This window comes from Streptomyces sp. NPDC052109, assembly GCF_040680195.1.
GTDB lineage: Bacteria > Actinomycetota > Actinomycetes > Streptomycetales > Streptomycetaceae > Streptomyces.
Map to the genome: position 1 here is coordinate 1 of NZ_JBFAWF010000005.1, position 15,458 is coordinate 15,458.

General features: G+C 69.0%; 16 protein-coding genes. 7 read left to right on the plus strand and 9 right to left on the minus strand.

All coding sequences use genetic code 11. From position 1 onward, the window contains the following. The first annotated feature begins 95 nt into the window (after window positions 1-95). The 3 genes from AB0L59_RS12930 (at window position 96) to AB0L59_RS12940 (ending at window position 2,937) form a co-directional block, all read left to right on the plus strand. Complete coding sequence (locus tag AB0L59_RS12930; RefSeq protein ID WP_365582212.1) at window positions 96-1,244, plus strand: cystathionine gamma-lyase; 1,149 nt, start codon at window positions 96-98, stop codon at window positions 1,242-1,244. Window positions 1,245-1,460: 216 nt separating this feature from the next. Beyond that, window positions 1,461-2,366, plus strand: coding sequence for a LysR family transcriptional regulator (locus tag AB0L59_RS12935; RefSeq protein ID WP_365582214.1), 906 nt, complete (start codon window positions 1,461-1,463; stop codon window positions 2,364-2,366). Between the two features lie 88 nt (window positions 2,367-2,454). Continuing rightward, window positions 2,455-2,937, plus strand: coding sequence for an NUDIX hydrolase (locus tag AB0L59_RS12940; protein WP_365582216.1), 483 nt, complete (start codon window positions 2,455-2,457; stop codon window positions 2,935-2,937). 5 nt (window positions 2,938-2,942) lie between these two features. Here the strand turns inward: AB0L59_RS12940 and AB0L59_RS12945 are convergent, their stop codons facing one another. Both AB0L59_RS12945 and AB0L59_RS12950 read right to left on the minus strand, forming a co-directional pair. Next, window positions 2,943-4,286, minus strand: coding sequence for a globin domain-containing protein (locus AB0L59_RS12945; protein ID WP_365582218.1), 1,344 nt, complete (start codon window positions 4,284-4,286; stop codon window positions 2,943-2,945). A 317-nt stretch (window positions 4,287-4,603) separates the two neighbouring features. Further along, window positions 4,604-5,239 (minus strand): haloacid dehalogenase-like hydrolase, encoded by a 636-nt coding sequence (locus AB0L59_RS12950; RefSeq protein WP_365582220.1) that lies wholly within the window; start codon window positions 5,237-5,239, stop codon window positions 4,604-4,606. A 150-nt stretch (window positions 5,240-5,389) separates the two neighbouring features. On the opposite strand from AB0L59_RS12950, the gene AB0L59_RS12955 reads away from it, so the two are divergent. Next, a complete protein-coding gene (locus AB0L59_RS12955) occupies window positions 5,390-6,256 on the plus strand; it encodes a GNAT family N-acetyltransferase (protein ID WP_365582222.1) in 867 nt (288 codons plus the stop codon). A 71-nt stretch (window positions 6,257-6,327) separates the two neighbouring features. On the opposite strand, the gene AB0L59_RS12960 is transcribed toward AB0L59_RS12955, so the two are convergent. Next, a complete protein-coding gene (locus tag AB0L59_RS12960; RefSeq protein WP_365582224.1) occupies window positions 6,328-6,747 on the minus strand; it encodes a heme-binding protein in 420 nt (139 codons plus the stop codon). A 112-nt stretch (window positions 6,748-6,859) separates the two neighbouring features. Then, a complete protein-coding gene (locus AB0L59_RS12965; protein WP_365582226.1) occupies window positions 6,860-8,068 on the minus strand; it encodes an MFS transporter in 1,209 nt (402 codons plus the stop codon). A 143-nt stretch (window positions 8,069-8,211) separates the two neighbouring features. On the opposite strand from AB0L59_RS12965, the gene AB0L59_RS12970 reads away from it, so the two are divergent. After that, the gene (locus AB0L59_RS12970) at window positions 8,212-8,670 is read left to right on the plus strand and encodes a MarR family transcriptional regulator (protein ID WP_365582228.1); all 459 of its coding nucleotides are present in this window, start codon (window positions 8,212-8,214) and stop codon (window positions 8,668-8,670) included. A 9-nt stretch (window positions 8,671-8,679) separates the two neighbouring features. Beyond that, window positions 8,680-9,132, plus strand: a complete 453-nt coding sequence (locus AB0L59_RS12975) for a GNAT family N-acetyltransferase (protein WP_365582230.1) — start codon at window positions 8,680-8,682, stop codon at window positions 9,130-9,132. A 62-nt stretch (window positions 9,133-9,194) separates the two neighbouring features. On the opposite strand, the gene AB0L59_RS12980 is transcribed toward AB0L59_RS12975, so the two are convergent. Continuing rightward, window positions 9,195-10,580, minus strand: a complete 1,386-nt coding sequence (locus AB0L59_RS12980) for a serine hydrolase domain-containing protein (RefSeq protein WP_365582232.1) — start codon at window positions 10,578-10,580, stop codon at window positions 9,195-9,197. A gap of 81 nt (window positions 10,581-10,661) precedes the next feature. Further along, a complete protein-coding gene (gene dnaB, locus AB0L59_RS12985; protein ID WP_365582234.1) occupies window positions 10,662-12,140 on the minus strand; it encodes a replicative DNA helicase in 1,479 nt (492 codons plus the stop codon). 481 nt (window positions 12,141-12,621) lie between these two features. Between dnaB and AB0L59_RS12990 the strand changes: the two genes are divergently transcribed. Then, the gene (locus AB0L59_RS12990) at window positions 12,622-13,959 is read left to right on the plus strand and encodes an MATE family efflux transporter (RefSeq protein WP_365582236.1); all 1,338 of its coding nucleotides are present in this window, start codon (window positions 12,622-12,624) and stop codon (window positions 13,957-13,959) included. Window positions 13,960-14,092: 133 nt separating this feature from the next. Here AB0L59_RS12990 and rplI read toward each other — a convergent pair whose 3' ends face one another. The 3 genes from rplI to AB0L59_RS13005 are packed head-to-tail and all read right to left on the minus strand — an operon-like array spanning window position 14,093 to window position 15,415. Beyond that, window positions 14,093-14,539 carry a 50S ribosomal protein L9 gene (gene rplI, locus AB0L59_RS12995; RefSeq protein WP_365582238.1) on the minus strand — a complete coding sequence of 149 codons (447 nt, stop codon included), beginning with the start codon at window positions 14,537-14,539 and terminating at the stop codon, window positions 14,093-14,095. Between the two features lie 18 nt (window positions 14,540-14,557). Next, the gene (rpsR, locus tag AB0L59_RS13000; protein WP_003949403.1) at window positions 14,558-14,794 is read right to left on the minus strand and encodes a 30S ribosomal protein S18; all 237 of its coding nucleotides are present in this window, start codon (window positions 14,792-14,794) and stop codon (window positions 14,558-14,560) included. A gap of 42 nt (window positions 14,795-14,836) precedes the next feature. Beyond that, window positions 14,837-15,415 carry a single-stranded DNA-binding protein gene (locus AB0L59_RS13005; RefSeq protein WP_365582239.1) on the minus strand — a complete coding sequence of 193 codons (579 nt, stop codon included), beginning with the start codon at window positions 15,413-15,415 and terminating at the stop codon, window positions 14,837-14,839. Window positions 15,416-15,458 lie beyond the last annotated feature (43 nt).

A 15,458-nucleotide genomic window follows, 5' to 3' on the forward strand; every position in this document is an offset into this window, starting at 1 on the left:
CCATCGACGGCAGCCAGCATGAAACCCATCCCTGCCCCGCTCGCGCGACCCCATCGTCGCGAACGACCGGGCCGTGCGAAAGAAGGTAGGGCCGCATGAGCGACACCACCAAGGACGAGGGTCGTACCGGCGAAGGCACGCGCGCCGTACGCGCAGGACTGCCCGAGCCGGTCAAGCACGAGCCGACCCTGCCCGGCCCGGTGTTCGCCGCGCACTTCCACCTGCCCGGCGAGGTGACGGGCCCGTACTCGTACGGCCGTGACGACAACCCGACCTGGACGCTGCTGGAGCGCGCCATCGGCGAGCTGGAGGCGCCCGGACGCGTCGACGTCGAAACGCTCGTCTTCGCATCCGGCATGGCAGCGATCTCCTCCGTGCTCTTCTCCCAGCTGCGTGCCGGCGACGCGGTCGTGCTGCCGTCCGACGGCTACCAGGTCCTGCCGCTCGTCCGCGCGCAGCTGGAGGCGTACGGCATCGAGGTGCGCACCGCCCCCACCGGTGGCGACGCCCAGCTGGACGTCCTCGAGGGCGCCCGGCTGCTGTGGCTCGAGACCCCGTCGAACCCGGGGCTCGACGTGTGCGACATCCGGCGGCTGGTGGTGGCGGCCCACGCGCAGGGCGCCCTGGTGGCCGTCGACAACACCCTCGCCACCCCGCTCGGGCAGCGCCCGCTGGAGCTGGGAGCCGACTTCTCCGTGGCCAGCGGCACCAAGCAGCTCACCGGCCACGGCGATGTGCTGCTGGGCTACGTCACCGGCCGCGACACCGAGGCGATGGCCGCCGTCCGACGCTGGCGCAAGATCGTTGGGGCCATCTCCGGTCCCATGGAGGCCTGGCTCGCACACCGGTCCATCGCCACGCTCCAGCTGCGCGTCGAGCGGCAGAACGCCACCGCCCTCGCGGTCGCCGAGACCCTGAAGCAGCGACCGGAGGTGTCCGACCTGCGCTATCCCGGACTGCCCGACGACCCCTCGCACAAGATCGCCTCACAGCAGATGCGCCGCTACGGTTGCGTGGTCTCCTTCACGCTGCCCACACGCGCGCGTGCCGAACGTTTTCTTCAGGCCCTGCACCTGGTGGAGGACGCGACAAGCTTCGGCGGGGTGCGTTCGACGGCCGAGCGCCGCCGCCGCTGGGGCGGGGACGCGGTCCCGGAGGGCTTCATCCGCATGTCCGTGGGCGCCGAGGACCCCCAGGACCTGATCGCTGACGTGCTCCGGGCGCTGGACGAGTCCGCCGAGTGAGCCCTTGCGTGTCCTCCCGATGACGGCGCACGACGGTCCGAGCCTCCCCCCTCGTGGCTCGGACCGTCATCGGTTCCGCGCGCCGAGAACCGCGTGCACAAGGCTAGTTGACTCTGTGTCAGTGTCCAATCACGCTAGCGACAGAGACCTATCGACTTATTTATAGTTGGGACCTGCCTGGGGGCCGGAGGAGGCAGGGATTGGGGAGGGCACGCCATGGACCTGGCCTTGCTGCGCACCTTCGTCACTGTGCACCGGGCTGGTTCCTTCACCCGGGCCGCCGCCTTGCTCGGCCTCTCCCAGCCCGCCGTCACCTCACAGATCCGCACACTGGAACGGCAGCTGGGCAGTCCTCTCTTCCTCCGTCAGGCCCGTGGAGTGACCCCGACGACCATCGGCGACGAGCTCGCGCACAAGGCCGCTCCCCATCTCGACGCCCTGGTGGAGATAGCCGAGAGCGGCCTGGACGACGAGTCCTCGCTCAGGACCCTGCACCTCGCCGGTCCGCCCGAATTCATCGCCGAACGTGCGCTGCCCGCCCTTACGGAGCTGACCGGCGACGACGGCCAGGGATTCGCGCTGCGCGCCTCCTTCGGCACGGCGGAGGAAGCCCTGGAGGGGCTCGCCTCCGGACATCATGATCTGGCCATCACCACGGCCCGCCCGCGTGGCGAGCTGCTCACCGCGACTCCGCTCTGCGACGAGGAACACGTGCTGGTCGCCGCTCCACGCTGGGCGGAGCGGATCGGTGCGGAGGCCTTGCGGCTTGAGGGAGCGCCGGCGCTGGAGGATCTGCCCGTCGTCGAAGTCCACGAGTCGCTGCCCTTCGTCGCCCGCTACTGGGCCTCCGTCTTCGACTCCCGCCCGGCGGCCTCGGGCACGATCATCGTCCCGGATCTACGAGCGGTGCTCTCCTGCGCGGTCGCAGGTGCCGGACTCGCGGTGCTGCCCCGCTATCTGTGCGCCACGGCCCTCGGCGCCGGCACGATCGCGGCCCTGCACAACCCGGCGGTGCCTCCGCTGCGCACCTACTTCCTGGCGGTCCGCACCGGCACCCTCGCCATGCCCCATATAGCGCGGGCCCACGAGTGGCTTCAGCGGGCGGCCACGGCATGGTGCTGAGGCCGTTCAGCACCCCCTCCACGCACAGCGGTCGAGCAGTGACGCTTTGCGATGTTTCACGTGGAACCAGCCGGGCCACATTTCTCCCATGACCGTCCGACCCGTGGTCAAGCGCACCGCCCGTGCCGTCCTTCTGGACGGTGACGACCTGATCCTGATCAAACGCACCAAGCCCGGTGTCGATCCCTACTGGGTCACTCCTGGGGGCGGGGTCGAGCCCGGAGATCCGACCGTCGTGGACGCCCTGCACCGTGAGGTGTCCGAGGAACTCGGCGCCAAGATCACCGATGTGGTGCCGTGCTTCGTGGACACCGTCGAACACATCGGCGAGGACGGCGGCGCGACCGGCGTGAAGGTGCAGCACTTCTTCGTCTGCCGACTGGAGTCCATGGACCCGGGCCTGCGACATGGCCCCGAAGTGGATGAGCCGGCCGGTGAATACGAGATCGTCCGTGTCCCCTTCACGCGCGTCGGCATTGCATCCGTCCACCTGGTCCCACTGTCCCTGCGCCACTACCTGGACGGCAATATCGAGGGGGTGCGCGCCATGCACGCTCCCGACCTCGGTTAGCGCGCTCAGCCGCCGACGACGAGCTCCTCCACCGAATCGTGCCGTATGCGGCTCGTCGGGATGCCGATGTCCCGGAGGGTGTCGACTCCGCTACGGATCATTCCGGGCGGCCCCGAGAGGTAGGCGTCGTACTCGGTCCAGGGACCGGAGCCGCGCAGGGCGTCCGGGAGCTGGAGGTGGGCCTGCTGGTCGATGACCGCCCGGACCGACAGCCAGGGGTGGCTCTGCTGGAGCCGGAGCATGGTGTCGATGTCGTAGAGGTCGTGGTCGGTGCGGGCGCCGTAGAACACCTCGACAGGCCGGCGTGCTCCGCGCTCGGCGACGTCCTCGACCATGGCCTTGATGGGCGCTATGCCGGTGCCGCCGCCCAGGCAGAGCAGTCCGCTGTCGGTCGTGTGGTCGACGGTCATGGAGCCGGTCGGCGGCCCGAGACGTATGACGTCCCCGGGCCGAGCACGGTGCACCAGCGCGTTGGAGACCCAGCCGGCCGGTACGGCCTTCACATGGAAGGTCAGCAGGCCGTCCGAGCGGGGCGCGGAGGCGAAGGAGTAGTGCCGCCACACCCGTGGCCACCACGGCGTCTCCACACTCGCGTACTGGCCGGCGAGGAAGGGATAGGGCTGGTCCGGGCGGATCGTCAGGATCGCGACGTCAGGGGTTCTGAGGTCGTGCGTGACGATCTCGGCATGCCACCAGGCCGGGGACCGCAGCTCGTCCGCCGCCGCGGCGTCGATCATGACCTGGGACATCGTCGTGTAGGCACGCACCCAGGCCGCTTCGACCTCCGGGCTCCAGACGGTGGTGGCGTACTTGCTCAACGCGCCGATCAGACACTCGCCGACTGCCGGGTAGTGCTCGGCACGTGTCCCGTACTTGCGGTGTCCGCGGCCGAGGTTCCGCAGGTAGTCGACGAGGACGGGGGTGTTGTCCAGATGCTCGGCCGCCGTGAGCAGAGCCTTCAGCAGGCGGTCCCGCTGGGTGTCCATCGCCGGCGGGAACAGCGCCCGGAGGTCGGGATGGCGGACGAAGAGCAGCGCGTAGAAATAGGAGGTGACCTTGTCGGCTATCGGGCCTATCTCGGAGAGTGTGCGACGTATGAGGATGGCGTCCGGTGACCCCTCCTCGACGGCCAATGGCAGGTGCTGAGTCGGGACGCGCTGTGCCGCCGGCACCTCGAACGGCTGAGGGGCCACCGGGTCCACCGGCCGTGGGGCCGGCGCCGGGAGGGGGTCGTCGTGCGTCGCTCGGTCAGCGTCCGGAGGCGGAGCCGTTGCTGTCTTGCGCGGAGTGAACCAGCCGCCCCCGCCCGGCATGCCGTTCTCCCCCGACGTGGTGGTCGGAGCGTCCATGGTGTGCCCTCGCCTCGAACGTCTTTCGGTCGGTCTGCGCACCTCATCACCGCAAGGTGCATGCTTTCCCCCGGCGAGCGGCCAGCCATCGCGCTCTCCGCAGCTTCCCATCCCGATCGGACGCCGCGGGCGCGCACCCGGAAACGCGGGTTTCGTGTACTCCGTCCCGTTAGGCTGCTAGCCCTGCTCTCGGCCCGCACGGGATATGGAATCCATCCCGGACGTGAACCGAAGTCGACCCTACCGGCCATCGCCACGTGCACAAGTCCCCCCTGCCTTCCTCACGAATCGGGCAAGGGTGCGAACCATGAGGTCCGTCAACTACCCGTCAGGCGAGCCAATTCATAGGCTTCCCACAGATCCCGTCCCGTGTAGGTGTGGGTCGCGAGTCCGGCCAGATGGGCGTCCGCGTTGACTGCCACGGAGACCGGTACGGCAGCAAACAAATCTTTGTCCGACAACGAGTCGCCGTACGCCACGCAGTCCGCCCGCGCCACCCCGAACTCCATACACAGCCGGTCCGCGACGGTCACCTTGGCCGCGGCGCTGAGCGCCCCAGCCGGATCGACGGGCTCGGTGAACGGCACGGCCGGAAAGCGGGACCCATGCGCCGCGTGAGCACCCCAGGCGAGAAGGCGTTCCACGAAGAAGGACGGCGAGAGCGACACCACCGCACAGTACTCACCCGCGTCCCTGATCTCGGCCCAGACCTCTCGGATGCGGGCCAACCAAGGAGCTGCCTCGAATGCGGCACTGACGTGCGCCTCGGTCAGGTCGACCCACAAGGCATACACCTGCGCCGCGTACTCGGGTGGATCGATCCGCCCCTCGGCTATCGCCCGGTCCAGCGCCGCGGTCTCCGCCTCCAGGCCCAACTGGCGGGATATCTCCACCGGTGCGGTACTGCCGTGCAGCAAGGTGCCGTCGAGATCGAAGAGATGAAGTCTCGCCATGGCCCGAGGCTAGCCGGGCCACCGATGTTTCACGTGAAACACCACCCGCTGTCCACAGGTTGTGCATATGGCCACGGCATGGCCAAAAGCATGTGTGTCTACACCGAAACGGGTGGACGTCGGGGCTGCCGGTCGGACAGCCTGACCTGCGTGTCGACTCCTTCCCTCGCTGCTCTGCCCATCCGCCGCCTGACGCTTCGCGACCTCACCGCCTGCGCCGACTTGTCCGAGGACCGGGGGTGGCCACGGGAGGAACACAAGTGGGGGTTCCTTCTCGCGGCAGGAAAGGGCTTCGGCATCGACGATCCCCAGGGCGGTCTCGTCGCCGCGTGCGTCGTCACAGAGTACGGCTCGTGGGAGCGCCTGGATCTCGGGGCCATCGGCATGGTTCTGGTGGCCGAACGCCATGCTCGGCAGGGCGTCGGGCGCCGCTTGATGCGCCATGTCGTATCGACCATGGGGACCACCCCGCTCACCCTTCACGCCACGCCCAACGGTCGTCCCCTGTATGAGGAACTGGGTTTCAAGGTGACGGGTCGGGCAGAGATGCTGACCGGCCGCTTCATCCCCGGCGGCCCGGAATCCGGCGTGCTCACGCGCGCCGCCACCGCCGAGGACCTTCCTGCGATCCTGCGCCTGGACGAGGAGGTGTTCGGCGCCGACCGCACTCCCCTGATCACCCGGCTGCCCGCCTTCGCCGACCAGTTGCGGGTGGCCGAGGAGGACGGCCGGATCGTCGGCTACACGGCCGCATGGCCCAATATGGACACCCATGTCATCGGTCCGCTGATCGCACGGGACACCGAGACCGCTCAGGCTCTCATCACCTCGTTGGCGGCCCGTACGGACCGTCCACTGCGCACCGACATCGACATGCGTCACGAGAAGCTGCTCGCTTGGGCGAAGACCCGGGGACTCGCCTCCGTGGCCATCAACGCCGTGATGACGTACGGCATCACGGACCTTCCGGGGGACTGGACCCGGCGCTTCGCACCGCTGACGGTGGCCGCGGGCTGAGCTGACATACGACGAACGCCGGCCCCGCCGCATCGGACGGCGGGGCCGGCGTTGCCCGTCTCGGGCGGGGATCAGGCGAGTGCCTGCACGGCCGCTGTGGCGAAGCCGTGGTCCTGCTCCGGCATGCCGCCGCCGACGCCGATGGCGCCGATCAGCCGGCCGTCCCGGTGGAGGGGCACACCGCCCGCGATGAACAGCAGAGGCCGGTCGAGGGCCGTGGGCAGCGTGTGGAAGAGGCCGCCGGGCTGAACGGCGTCGACCAGTTCGGCGGTGGGGGTGTTCAGCTGGAGTGCCGTGTAGGCCTTGCGGGTGCTGGTCTCGCCGGAGATCAGCACGGCCCGGTCGTCCCGGCGGAAGGCGAGCAGATGGCCGCCGGCGTCCAGAACGGTGATGCTGACGGTGACCCCGGCTTCTTCGGCCGCGCGGCGGGCCGTGGTGACGAGCAGTTCGGCGTCCTCGATGGACAGCGGGGCGAGGGCGGTGGTGCTCATGGAGGTTCTCTCCTCAGGTGTTGCTGGTGTGGGGTGCTGGCCGCACCGGAGATCGTCCTCGGTGCGGAGGTCCGTGGGATACGGGTGGTGGGGCGCGCGGTGGTCCGCGGGTTCAGTGGTGCACCGGCGTCTGCTGACCGGCGGACGTCCGGGAACCGACGACGGTGCTGCGGGCACCCTCACGGCGCTCCAGCATGGCCGAGAGGACGGCGAGGACCAGGGCGGCCGCGGCGAGGGCGGCGCCGACCCAGTTGGGGGCCGTGTAGCCGAAGCCGGCCGCGATCACGATGCCACCGAGCCAGGCGGACAGCGCGTTGCCAAGGTTGAAGGCGCCGATGTTCACGGCCGACGCCAGCGTCGGCGCACCGTGCGCCTGGTCGAGGACACGCTTCTGCAGCGGCGGTACGGTCGCGAAGCCCAGGGCGCCGATCAGGGCGATGGTCACGGCTGCCGCGATCTTGTTGTGCGCGGTGACCGTGAACAGGGCCAGGACGAGGGCCAGGGCACCCAGGGAGACGTACAGCATCGGCATCAGGGCGCGGTCGGCGAACTTGCCTCCGACGAGGTTGCCGCCGACCATGCCGACGCCGAACAGGACCAGCAGCCAGGTGACCGAGCCGTCGGCGAAGCCCGCGATGTGCGTCATCATCGGCGCGATGTAGGTGATGGCCGCGAAGACACCACCGAAGCCGAGAACGGTCATCGCCATGGCGAGCAGGACCTGGGCGTTCTTGAAGGCGGCCAGCTCGTGCCGCAGGTGCACGCCTTCGGGCCGCGGCAGCTCGGGCACCAGCTTGGCGACGCCGACGAGCCCGATGACCCCGAGGGCGGCGACGATGGCGAAGGTGACGCGCCAGCCGACGTGCTGGCCGATGAGCGTGCCGAGCGGAACACCGACCACATTGGCGACGGTCAGGCCGGTGAACATCATGGCGATGGCGCCGGCCTTCTTGTGGGGTGCCACCAGCTCGGCCGCGACGACCGAGCCGATGCCGAAGAAGGCACCGTGCGCGAGCGAGGCGACCACGCGTCCGATCAGCATGATCGCGAAGGCGGGGGCCATTGCGGAGAGCAGGTTCCCGGCGATGAACAGGCCCATCAGCAGCATCAGCATGCGCTTGCGCGCGACCTTGGTACCGAGCACGGTCATCAGCGGGGCACCGATGACGACGCCGAGCGCGTAGCCCGTCACGAGCAAGCCCGCCGTGGGGATGGAGACCCCGAAGTCGCCCGCGACCTGGGGCAGCAAGCCCATGATCACGAACTCGGTCGTTCCGATTCCGAAGGCCCCGATCGCGAGGGCCAGAAGCGCGAGAGGCATGGAGGGGTACACCTTCCCAGACGATTGCAGGAGCGCTTTATGTGCGTTCACAATAATTGCAGGCGCGGGTTAATGGCAAGCGCGCACTATTGCAGGCGTGCTCTACCCTTGATGCAGCCGCTCCGGGACGGAGGAAAACGCCAATGACAGCGACGGACCCCGCGCTCACCGCGCTCGCGCAGGGCTGGTGCGCCCTCTCTGCGCTGCACGGAAGAATCGAGGCGCACATCGAGCGCGCCCTGCAGGCGAAGCACGACCTGAGCGTGCGCGAGTACTCCCTGCTCGATGTGCTGAGCCGCCAGCACAACGGTGAGGGCGGCCATCTTCAGATGAAGCAGGTCGCCGACGCGGTCGTCCTCAGTCAGAGCGCCACCACGCGCCTGGTGACCCGGTTGGAGGACCGGGGGCTGCTCGAGCGCTATCTGTGCCCCACTGACCGGCGCGGCATCTACACGAACGTCACCGAGGCGGGGCTGCGGCTACTCGAGGAGGCTCGACCCACCAACGACGCCGCCCTGCGCGAGGCCTTGGACGAAGCCTCCAGGAACCCGGAACTGACCCCGCTCGTCAAGGTCGTGGAGTCCCTGAACGTACCGGCGTAGGGTGCGAGCGTGGGAGATCTTGACATACGACGTGCGACCGCCGACGACCTTCCGGCGATCGTCGCCATGCTCGCCGACGATCCGCTGGGGGCTCAGCGCGAGTGCCTCGACGACATGACCCCTTATCGGGCCGCGCTGGAGCGCCTGGTCGCCGACCCGAACCAGCGCCTCGTCGTCGCCGTCCGTGACGGCCGCGTGATCGGCACGCTTCAGCTCACGATCATTCCCGGGCTCTCCCACAAGGGCATGACCCGAGCGCTCATCGAGGCGGTACGCATCCACGCCGACGAACGGGGCAGCGGCCTGGGCAGCCTGCTCATCGAGTGGGCTATCGACACCGCTCGCCGGCTCGACTGCCGGATGGTGCAGCTGACCTCCGACAAGACACGCACGGCCGCCCACCGCTTCTACGAACGGCTCGGCTTCAGCGCCACGCACGAGGGCTTCAAACTGCGGCTCTGACGGCCGCAGACCACGAGAGGACGGGGTGTGTTTCACGTGAAACGCACCCCGTCGCCCATGGGCTAGCGAATACCTCGCCACCCCTCCGGATCCACTCCTCCGGGGACCGGCGCCTCCGCGTCGTACGGCTGCCGGGTGAACACGAAGGAGCCGAGGTCGAGGTGGCTCAGGACGCCGTCCGCGCGTCGTACGGGCCTCAGCAGTTCTCCGGCGAAGTAGCCCTCCAGGCCCGTCCAGGTACCGTCACCGTTGGAGCGGAAACGGGCGCGCCGACCACTGCCGGTCAGTGGGGCGAGCGCGAGCAGGCCATCGGCGTTCACCCGCAGGCCGAACGCGTTGGTCCCCCAGTACCACTGCCCCGCCATCTGCAGGACCGCCGGATCGACCTCGCGCAGCGGTCGCCAGGGTTCAGGGATCCGCGGCTCCGCCTCGGCCACGATCCGTACGAGGTCGGCACCCACCGTTCCCAGCAGCGGTCCACTGGTGCAGTTGGCGAGCACCACCGCCGCCACGTCGTCCTCGACGCTGATGGTGAGGTTGGCCAGAAAGCCCGGCAGCGAACCGGAGTGCCCGATCAGGAGACGGCCGTCACGGCGCTGGATCTGCAGACCGAGGCCGTAGGTGATCCCGTCCAAGACGTCAGCCGCCTCGGCGGGTGCCGCGGGCGTGCGCATCTCCCGCACCGACTCCGCGCTCAGGACCCGGTCATCACCGACGGCCAAAAACGCGGCGAACCGCGCCAGGTCCCCCGTGGTCGACCACAACTGGCCGGCCGGCGCCATTCTGCCCAGGTCCTCCAGCGGCTCCGGCAGCATCGCGTCCGCCCACGGATGCACCGCCCATCCCCCGGCGTGCGGGTCCTGCGGTTGCGAGCTCGTGCGGCGCAGGCCGAGCGGCTCGAGGATCTCGCTGCGCAACACCTCCTCCCAGGAAGCGCCGCGCAGCTGCTCCACCAGCGCGCCGAGCACCGTATAACCGGGGTTGGAATAGTGGTGCCGTCGGCCGACGGGGTGCAGTAGGGGGTGTTCGCCGAGCACATCGCTCAGCTCGGGGCGCAGGGTGCCCGGCGTCCGCTCCCACCAGGGCGCGGGCGACTCGGCCGCCAACCCTGCGGTGTGCGCGAGCAGTTCGGCGATCGTCGCCTCGCCTGCGCCGGTGTCCGGCAGGTGTTTCTCGAGCGGATCACCGAGGTCGAGCAGCCCCTCGTCACGCAGCCGCATCACCAGGACTGCCGTGAAGGTCTTGGTGATGGACCCGATCCGGTACTGCACGGTCTCGTCCGGCCCGTGTCCGTCCACCGCGGTCCGCGCCCCGTGCCACACGGCCCGACCGCCCCGTACGACAGCAGCGACCAGTGACGGCGCCCGCCCGTCGGTCTGTGCCACGGCGATCCGGTGCAGCAGCGCGCGGCGCGTTCCGGGGAGGAGCTCTTCCTGAGATGACGTCATGAGCCCAGTCCACCTGCTGTGACGGGGAACGTCGAGCGCATTTCCCCCGGGTTCCATGTGCCGTCCCGGGCCGGTCTCGGATCAGGTCTGGGCCATGTCCACGAAGCGGGAGTAGTGGCCCTGGAAGGCGACGGTGATCGTCGCTGTCGGGCCATTTCGGTGCTTGGCCACGATCAGGTCGGCCTCGCCCGCACGCGGGGACTCCTTCTCGTACGCGTCCTCACGGTGCAGCAGGATGACCATGTCGGCGTCCTGCTCGATGGAGCCCGACTCACGCAGGTCGGAGACCATGGGCTTCTTGTCGGTGCGCTGCTCAGGGCCACGGTTGAGCTGGGAGAGCGCGATGACCGGGATCTCCAGCTCCTTGGCAAGCAGCTTGAGGTTACGGGACATGTCCGAGACCTCCTGCTGACGGCTCTCGGCGCGCTTGGAGCCACCGGACTGCATCAGCTGGAGGTAGTCGATGACGACCAGCTTCAGGTCGTTGCGCTGCTTCAGGCGCCGGCACTTGGCGCGGATCTCCATCATCGACAGGTTGGGGGAGTCGTCGATGTACAGGGGCGCGGCCGAGACGTCCGGCATGCGGCGGGCGAGCCTGGTCCAGTCCTCGTCGGTCATCGTGCCGGACCGCATGTGGTGCAGGGCGACCCGGGCCTCGGCGGACAGCAGACGCATCGCGATCTCGTTGCGGCCCATCTCGAGGGAGAAGATGACGCTCGGCAGGTTGTGCTTGATCGAGGCGGCGCGCGCGAAGTCCAGCGCGAGTGTCGACTTACCCATCGCGGGCCGGGCCGCGATGACGATCATCTGGCCCGGGTGCAATCCGTTCGTCAGCGAGTCGAAGTCGGTGAAGCCGGTCGGCACACCGGTCATTTCGCCGCTGCGCGAGCCGATTGCCTCGATCTCGTCGAGGGCGCCTTCCATGATGTCGCCGAGCGGCAGGTAGTCCTCGCTGGTGCGCTGCTCGGTGACGGCGTAGATCTCGGCCTGGGCGCGGTTGACGATCTCGTCCACGTCGCCGTCGGCCGCGTATCCCATCTGTGTGATGCGCGTGCCGGCTTCGACCAGGCGGCGGAGCACCGCGCGCTCATGGACGATCTCCGCGTAGTACTCGGCGTTGGCCGCCGTCGGCACGGTCTGGACGAGGCTGTGCAGATACGCGGCGCCGCCGACCTTGTTGATCTCACCGCGCTTGGTGAGTTCGGCGGCGATGGTGATCGGGTCGGCCGGCTCGCCCTTGGCGTAGACGTCCAGGATCGCCTGGTAGATCGTCTCGTGCGCGGGCTTGTAGAAGTCGTGGCCCTTGAGGATCTCGACGACGTCGGCGATGGCGTCCTTGGACAGCAGCATGCCGCCCAGTACCGACTGCTCGGCGTCCAGGTCCTGCGGCGGCACCCGCTCGAAGGAGGAGCCGCCGCCGTCCCAGGAGGCGTTCTCCCGGCCCCGGTCGTGCTGTTCGTCACGACCCCGGCCGCCGTCACCGCGGCGACGGGAGGCCGGCAGACGATCACTGGGTCCGGCGTCGGCCCACGGATCGTCCAAGGGCTCGGAAATGCTCACCGAGCCACCTCCTCCCGTCCGCACGGCGGACCTCGCCGTGCCCTCTTTTGTACGGCACGGCACTGACAACTGAGAGGCCCTGCTCCGGTTACGGTGCGTCGGTTTTGTGACGGTTCCAGGGCCGGGAAAGAGAGGTCCCCCGGGCCCGGGGAAGAAGCGGGCGCCGGACCACGGTAGGCCCCTCGGCACCGTCAGCCAATCTGGTTATCCACAGGCCATGTGGACGACGGCCCCGATGCTGTGGAGAACTCCTCGAAACCTGTGCACGACCCGGTGGACAGCCTTGTGAACAAGCCCTCCATCCCTCTGGACGGAACCATCTGACCTGCACTTTTACCGTCCACCGGCTGTGCAGAAGAAAAACTTCCCCCCTCAGGCCAAGATCACCTCGAACGACGCGCGAGAGGACGTGCACCGCGAAGGAGAGTAAGGGTCATTGAGTATTTGCATCACTTACCTGTGGACGATTAGATTAGCGCCCATGACCCAGGCTCCCGCGGTATCCAAGGCCACCAGCCGGCGGCACGACAGAGAGATCGTCGCGCTGGCCGTGCCGGCCTTCGGCGCGCTCGTCGCCGAGCCGCTCTTCGTCATGGCGGACAGTGCGATCGTCGGCCATCTCGGGACTGCTCAGCTCGCCGGTCTCGGCGTTGCCTCAGCACTCCTCACCACCGCGGTGAGCGTCTTCGTCTTCCTCGCCTACGCCACCACCGCCGCTGTGGCCCGCCGCGTCGGCGCGGGCAATCTGCAGGCCGCCATTCGCCAGGGCATGGACGGCATCTGGCTGGCCTTGCTGCTCGGCATCGGAGTCATCGCCGTCGTCCTCCCCCTGGCTCCCGGCATCGTGGAGCTCTTCGGTGCCTCCACGACCGCAGCGCCTTACGCCACGCCGTATCTGCGCATCTCCTCGCTGGGCATCCCGGCCATGCTCATCGTCCTCGCCGCAACGGGAGTGCTCCGCGGGCTGCAGGACACCAGAACCCCTCTCGTCGTCGCCGGCGCGGGCTTCATCGCCAACGGCGCGCTCAATGCGGGACTCGTCTACGGAGCCGGGCTCGGCATCGCCGGTTCTGCCTGGGGCACCGTCATCGCACAGTGCGGCATGGCGGCGGTCTATCTGACCGTCGTCGTCCGCGGCGCCCGTCGGCATGGGGCTTCCCTCCGCCCTGACGCCGCCGGAATCCGGGCCTCGGCGCAGGCGGGTGTCCCCCTCCTGGTCCGCACACTCTCGCTGCGGGCGATCCTGATGATCGCGACAGCGGTCGCGGCGCATCTGGGCGACGCCGACATCGCTGCCCACCAGATCATCCTGTCCCTGTGGAGCCTGCTTGCCTTCGCACTCGACGCGATAGCGATCGCGGGACAGGCCATCATCGGCCGCTATCTCGGTGCGAACGACGCCCACGGAGCGCGTGAGGCCTGCCGCCGCATGGTCCGGTGGGGCGTCGCGACCGGCGTGGTCCTCGGTCTTCTGGTCGTGGCCGCACGTCCGCTCTTCCTGCCGCTGTTCACCAGCGACTTCGTGGTCAAGGATGCGGCCCTGCCCGCCCTGCTGATGGTGGCGCTCTCGCAGCCCGTCTGCGGGATCGTCTTCGTGCTGGACGGAGTGCTGATGGGCGCCGGCGACGGTCCGTACCTGGCCGGGGCCATGGTGGTCACCCTCGCGGTCTTCGCTCCCGTCGCCCTGCTCATCCCCTCGTTCGGCGGGGGGCTCACCGCATTGTGGGGCGCGATGACGCTGATGATGACCATCCGCATGCTGACTCTGTGGCTGCGAACCCGTTCGGGTCGCTGGATCGTCACCGGCGCGACCCGCTGAGCAACTCGACAGAGGCACAACGTGTCCCTGTTTCACGTGAAACATGCCGCCTCCGCATAGGAGGCCGGACGCGAAGAAGGGCCGCCCCCATAGGGGACGGCCCTTCTCTCAGCTGCTCAAACCGAGCGCAGCGTCACGCCGCGACGACCTCGATGTTGACCTTGGCGGCAACCTCGGGGTGCAGACGCACCGACGTCTCGTGGCCGCCCAGGGTCTTGATCGGGGCGGACAGCTCGATGCGACGCTTGTCGACCTCGGGGCCACCGGAAGCCTTGATCGCGGATGCGATGTCGGCCGGGGTGACGGAACCGAAGAGACGGCCGGAGTCGCCGGAGCGGACGGCCAGGCGGACCTTCACGCCCTCGAGCTGGGCCTTGATCTGGTTGGCCTGCTCGATGGTCTGGATCTCGTGGATCTTGCGAGCGCGGCGGATCTGCTCGACGTCCTTCTCGCCGCCCTTGGTCCAGCGGATAGCGAACTTCCGCGGGATCAGGTAGTTGCGAGCGTAACCGTCCTTGACGTCGACGACATCGCCCGCGGCACCGAGGCCGGAGACCTCGTGGGTGAGGATGATCTTCATGAGTCGGTCACCCTTCCCTTAGCGCGCGGTGGACGTGTAGGGCAGCAGCGCCATCTCACGGCTGTTCTTGACGGCCGTGGCGACGTCACGCTGGTGCTGCGTGCAGTTGCCGGTCACGCGGCGGGCACGGATCTTGCCGCGGTCGGAAATGAACTTCCGCAGCATGTTCGTGTCCTTGTAGTCCACGTACGTGACCTTGTCCTTGCAGAAAGCGCAGACCTTCTTCTTCGGCTTGCGCACAGGCGGCTTCGCCATGGTGTTTCTCCTGTGTGATCAAGAAGTGGGGATGCGAGCCCTTTAGAACGGGGGCTCGTCCGAGTAGCCGCCACCGCCGCCGGAGCCGCCGCCCCAGCCGCCGCCACCCTGGTTGCCACCGGCGGGAGCGCCGGTCGCCCACGGGTCGTCGGCCGGAGCGCCGCCGCCCTGCTGGCCGCCACCGGGGCCACCGCCCCAGCCGCCGCCCTGCTGGCCGCCGCCGCCGTAACCGCCCTGGCCACCGCGAGCGCCACCCCCGGCGGTCTTGGTGACCTTGGCCGTGGCGTTGCGCAGGCTGGGGCCGACTTCCTCGACGTCCAGCTCGTAGACCGTGCGCTTGACGCCCTCACGGTCCTCGTAGGACCGCTGCTTCAGCCGGCCCTGCACGATGACGCGCATGCCTCGCTGGAGCGACTCGGCGACGTTCTCCGCCGCCTGACGCCAGACCGAGCAGGTCAGGAAGAGGCTCTCGCCGTCCTTCCACTCGTTCGTCTGGCGGTCGAAGGTGCGGGGAGTGGACGCGACGCGGAACTTCGCGACCGCCGCACCGGACGGGGTGAAGCGCAGCTCGGGGTCGTCGACAAGATTGCCGATGACCGTGATAACGGTCTCGCCTGCCATGGGGAACCTCTCGGCGGGTTTGCTCTGGCTGCTTGCTTGCTAC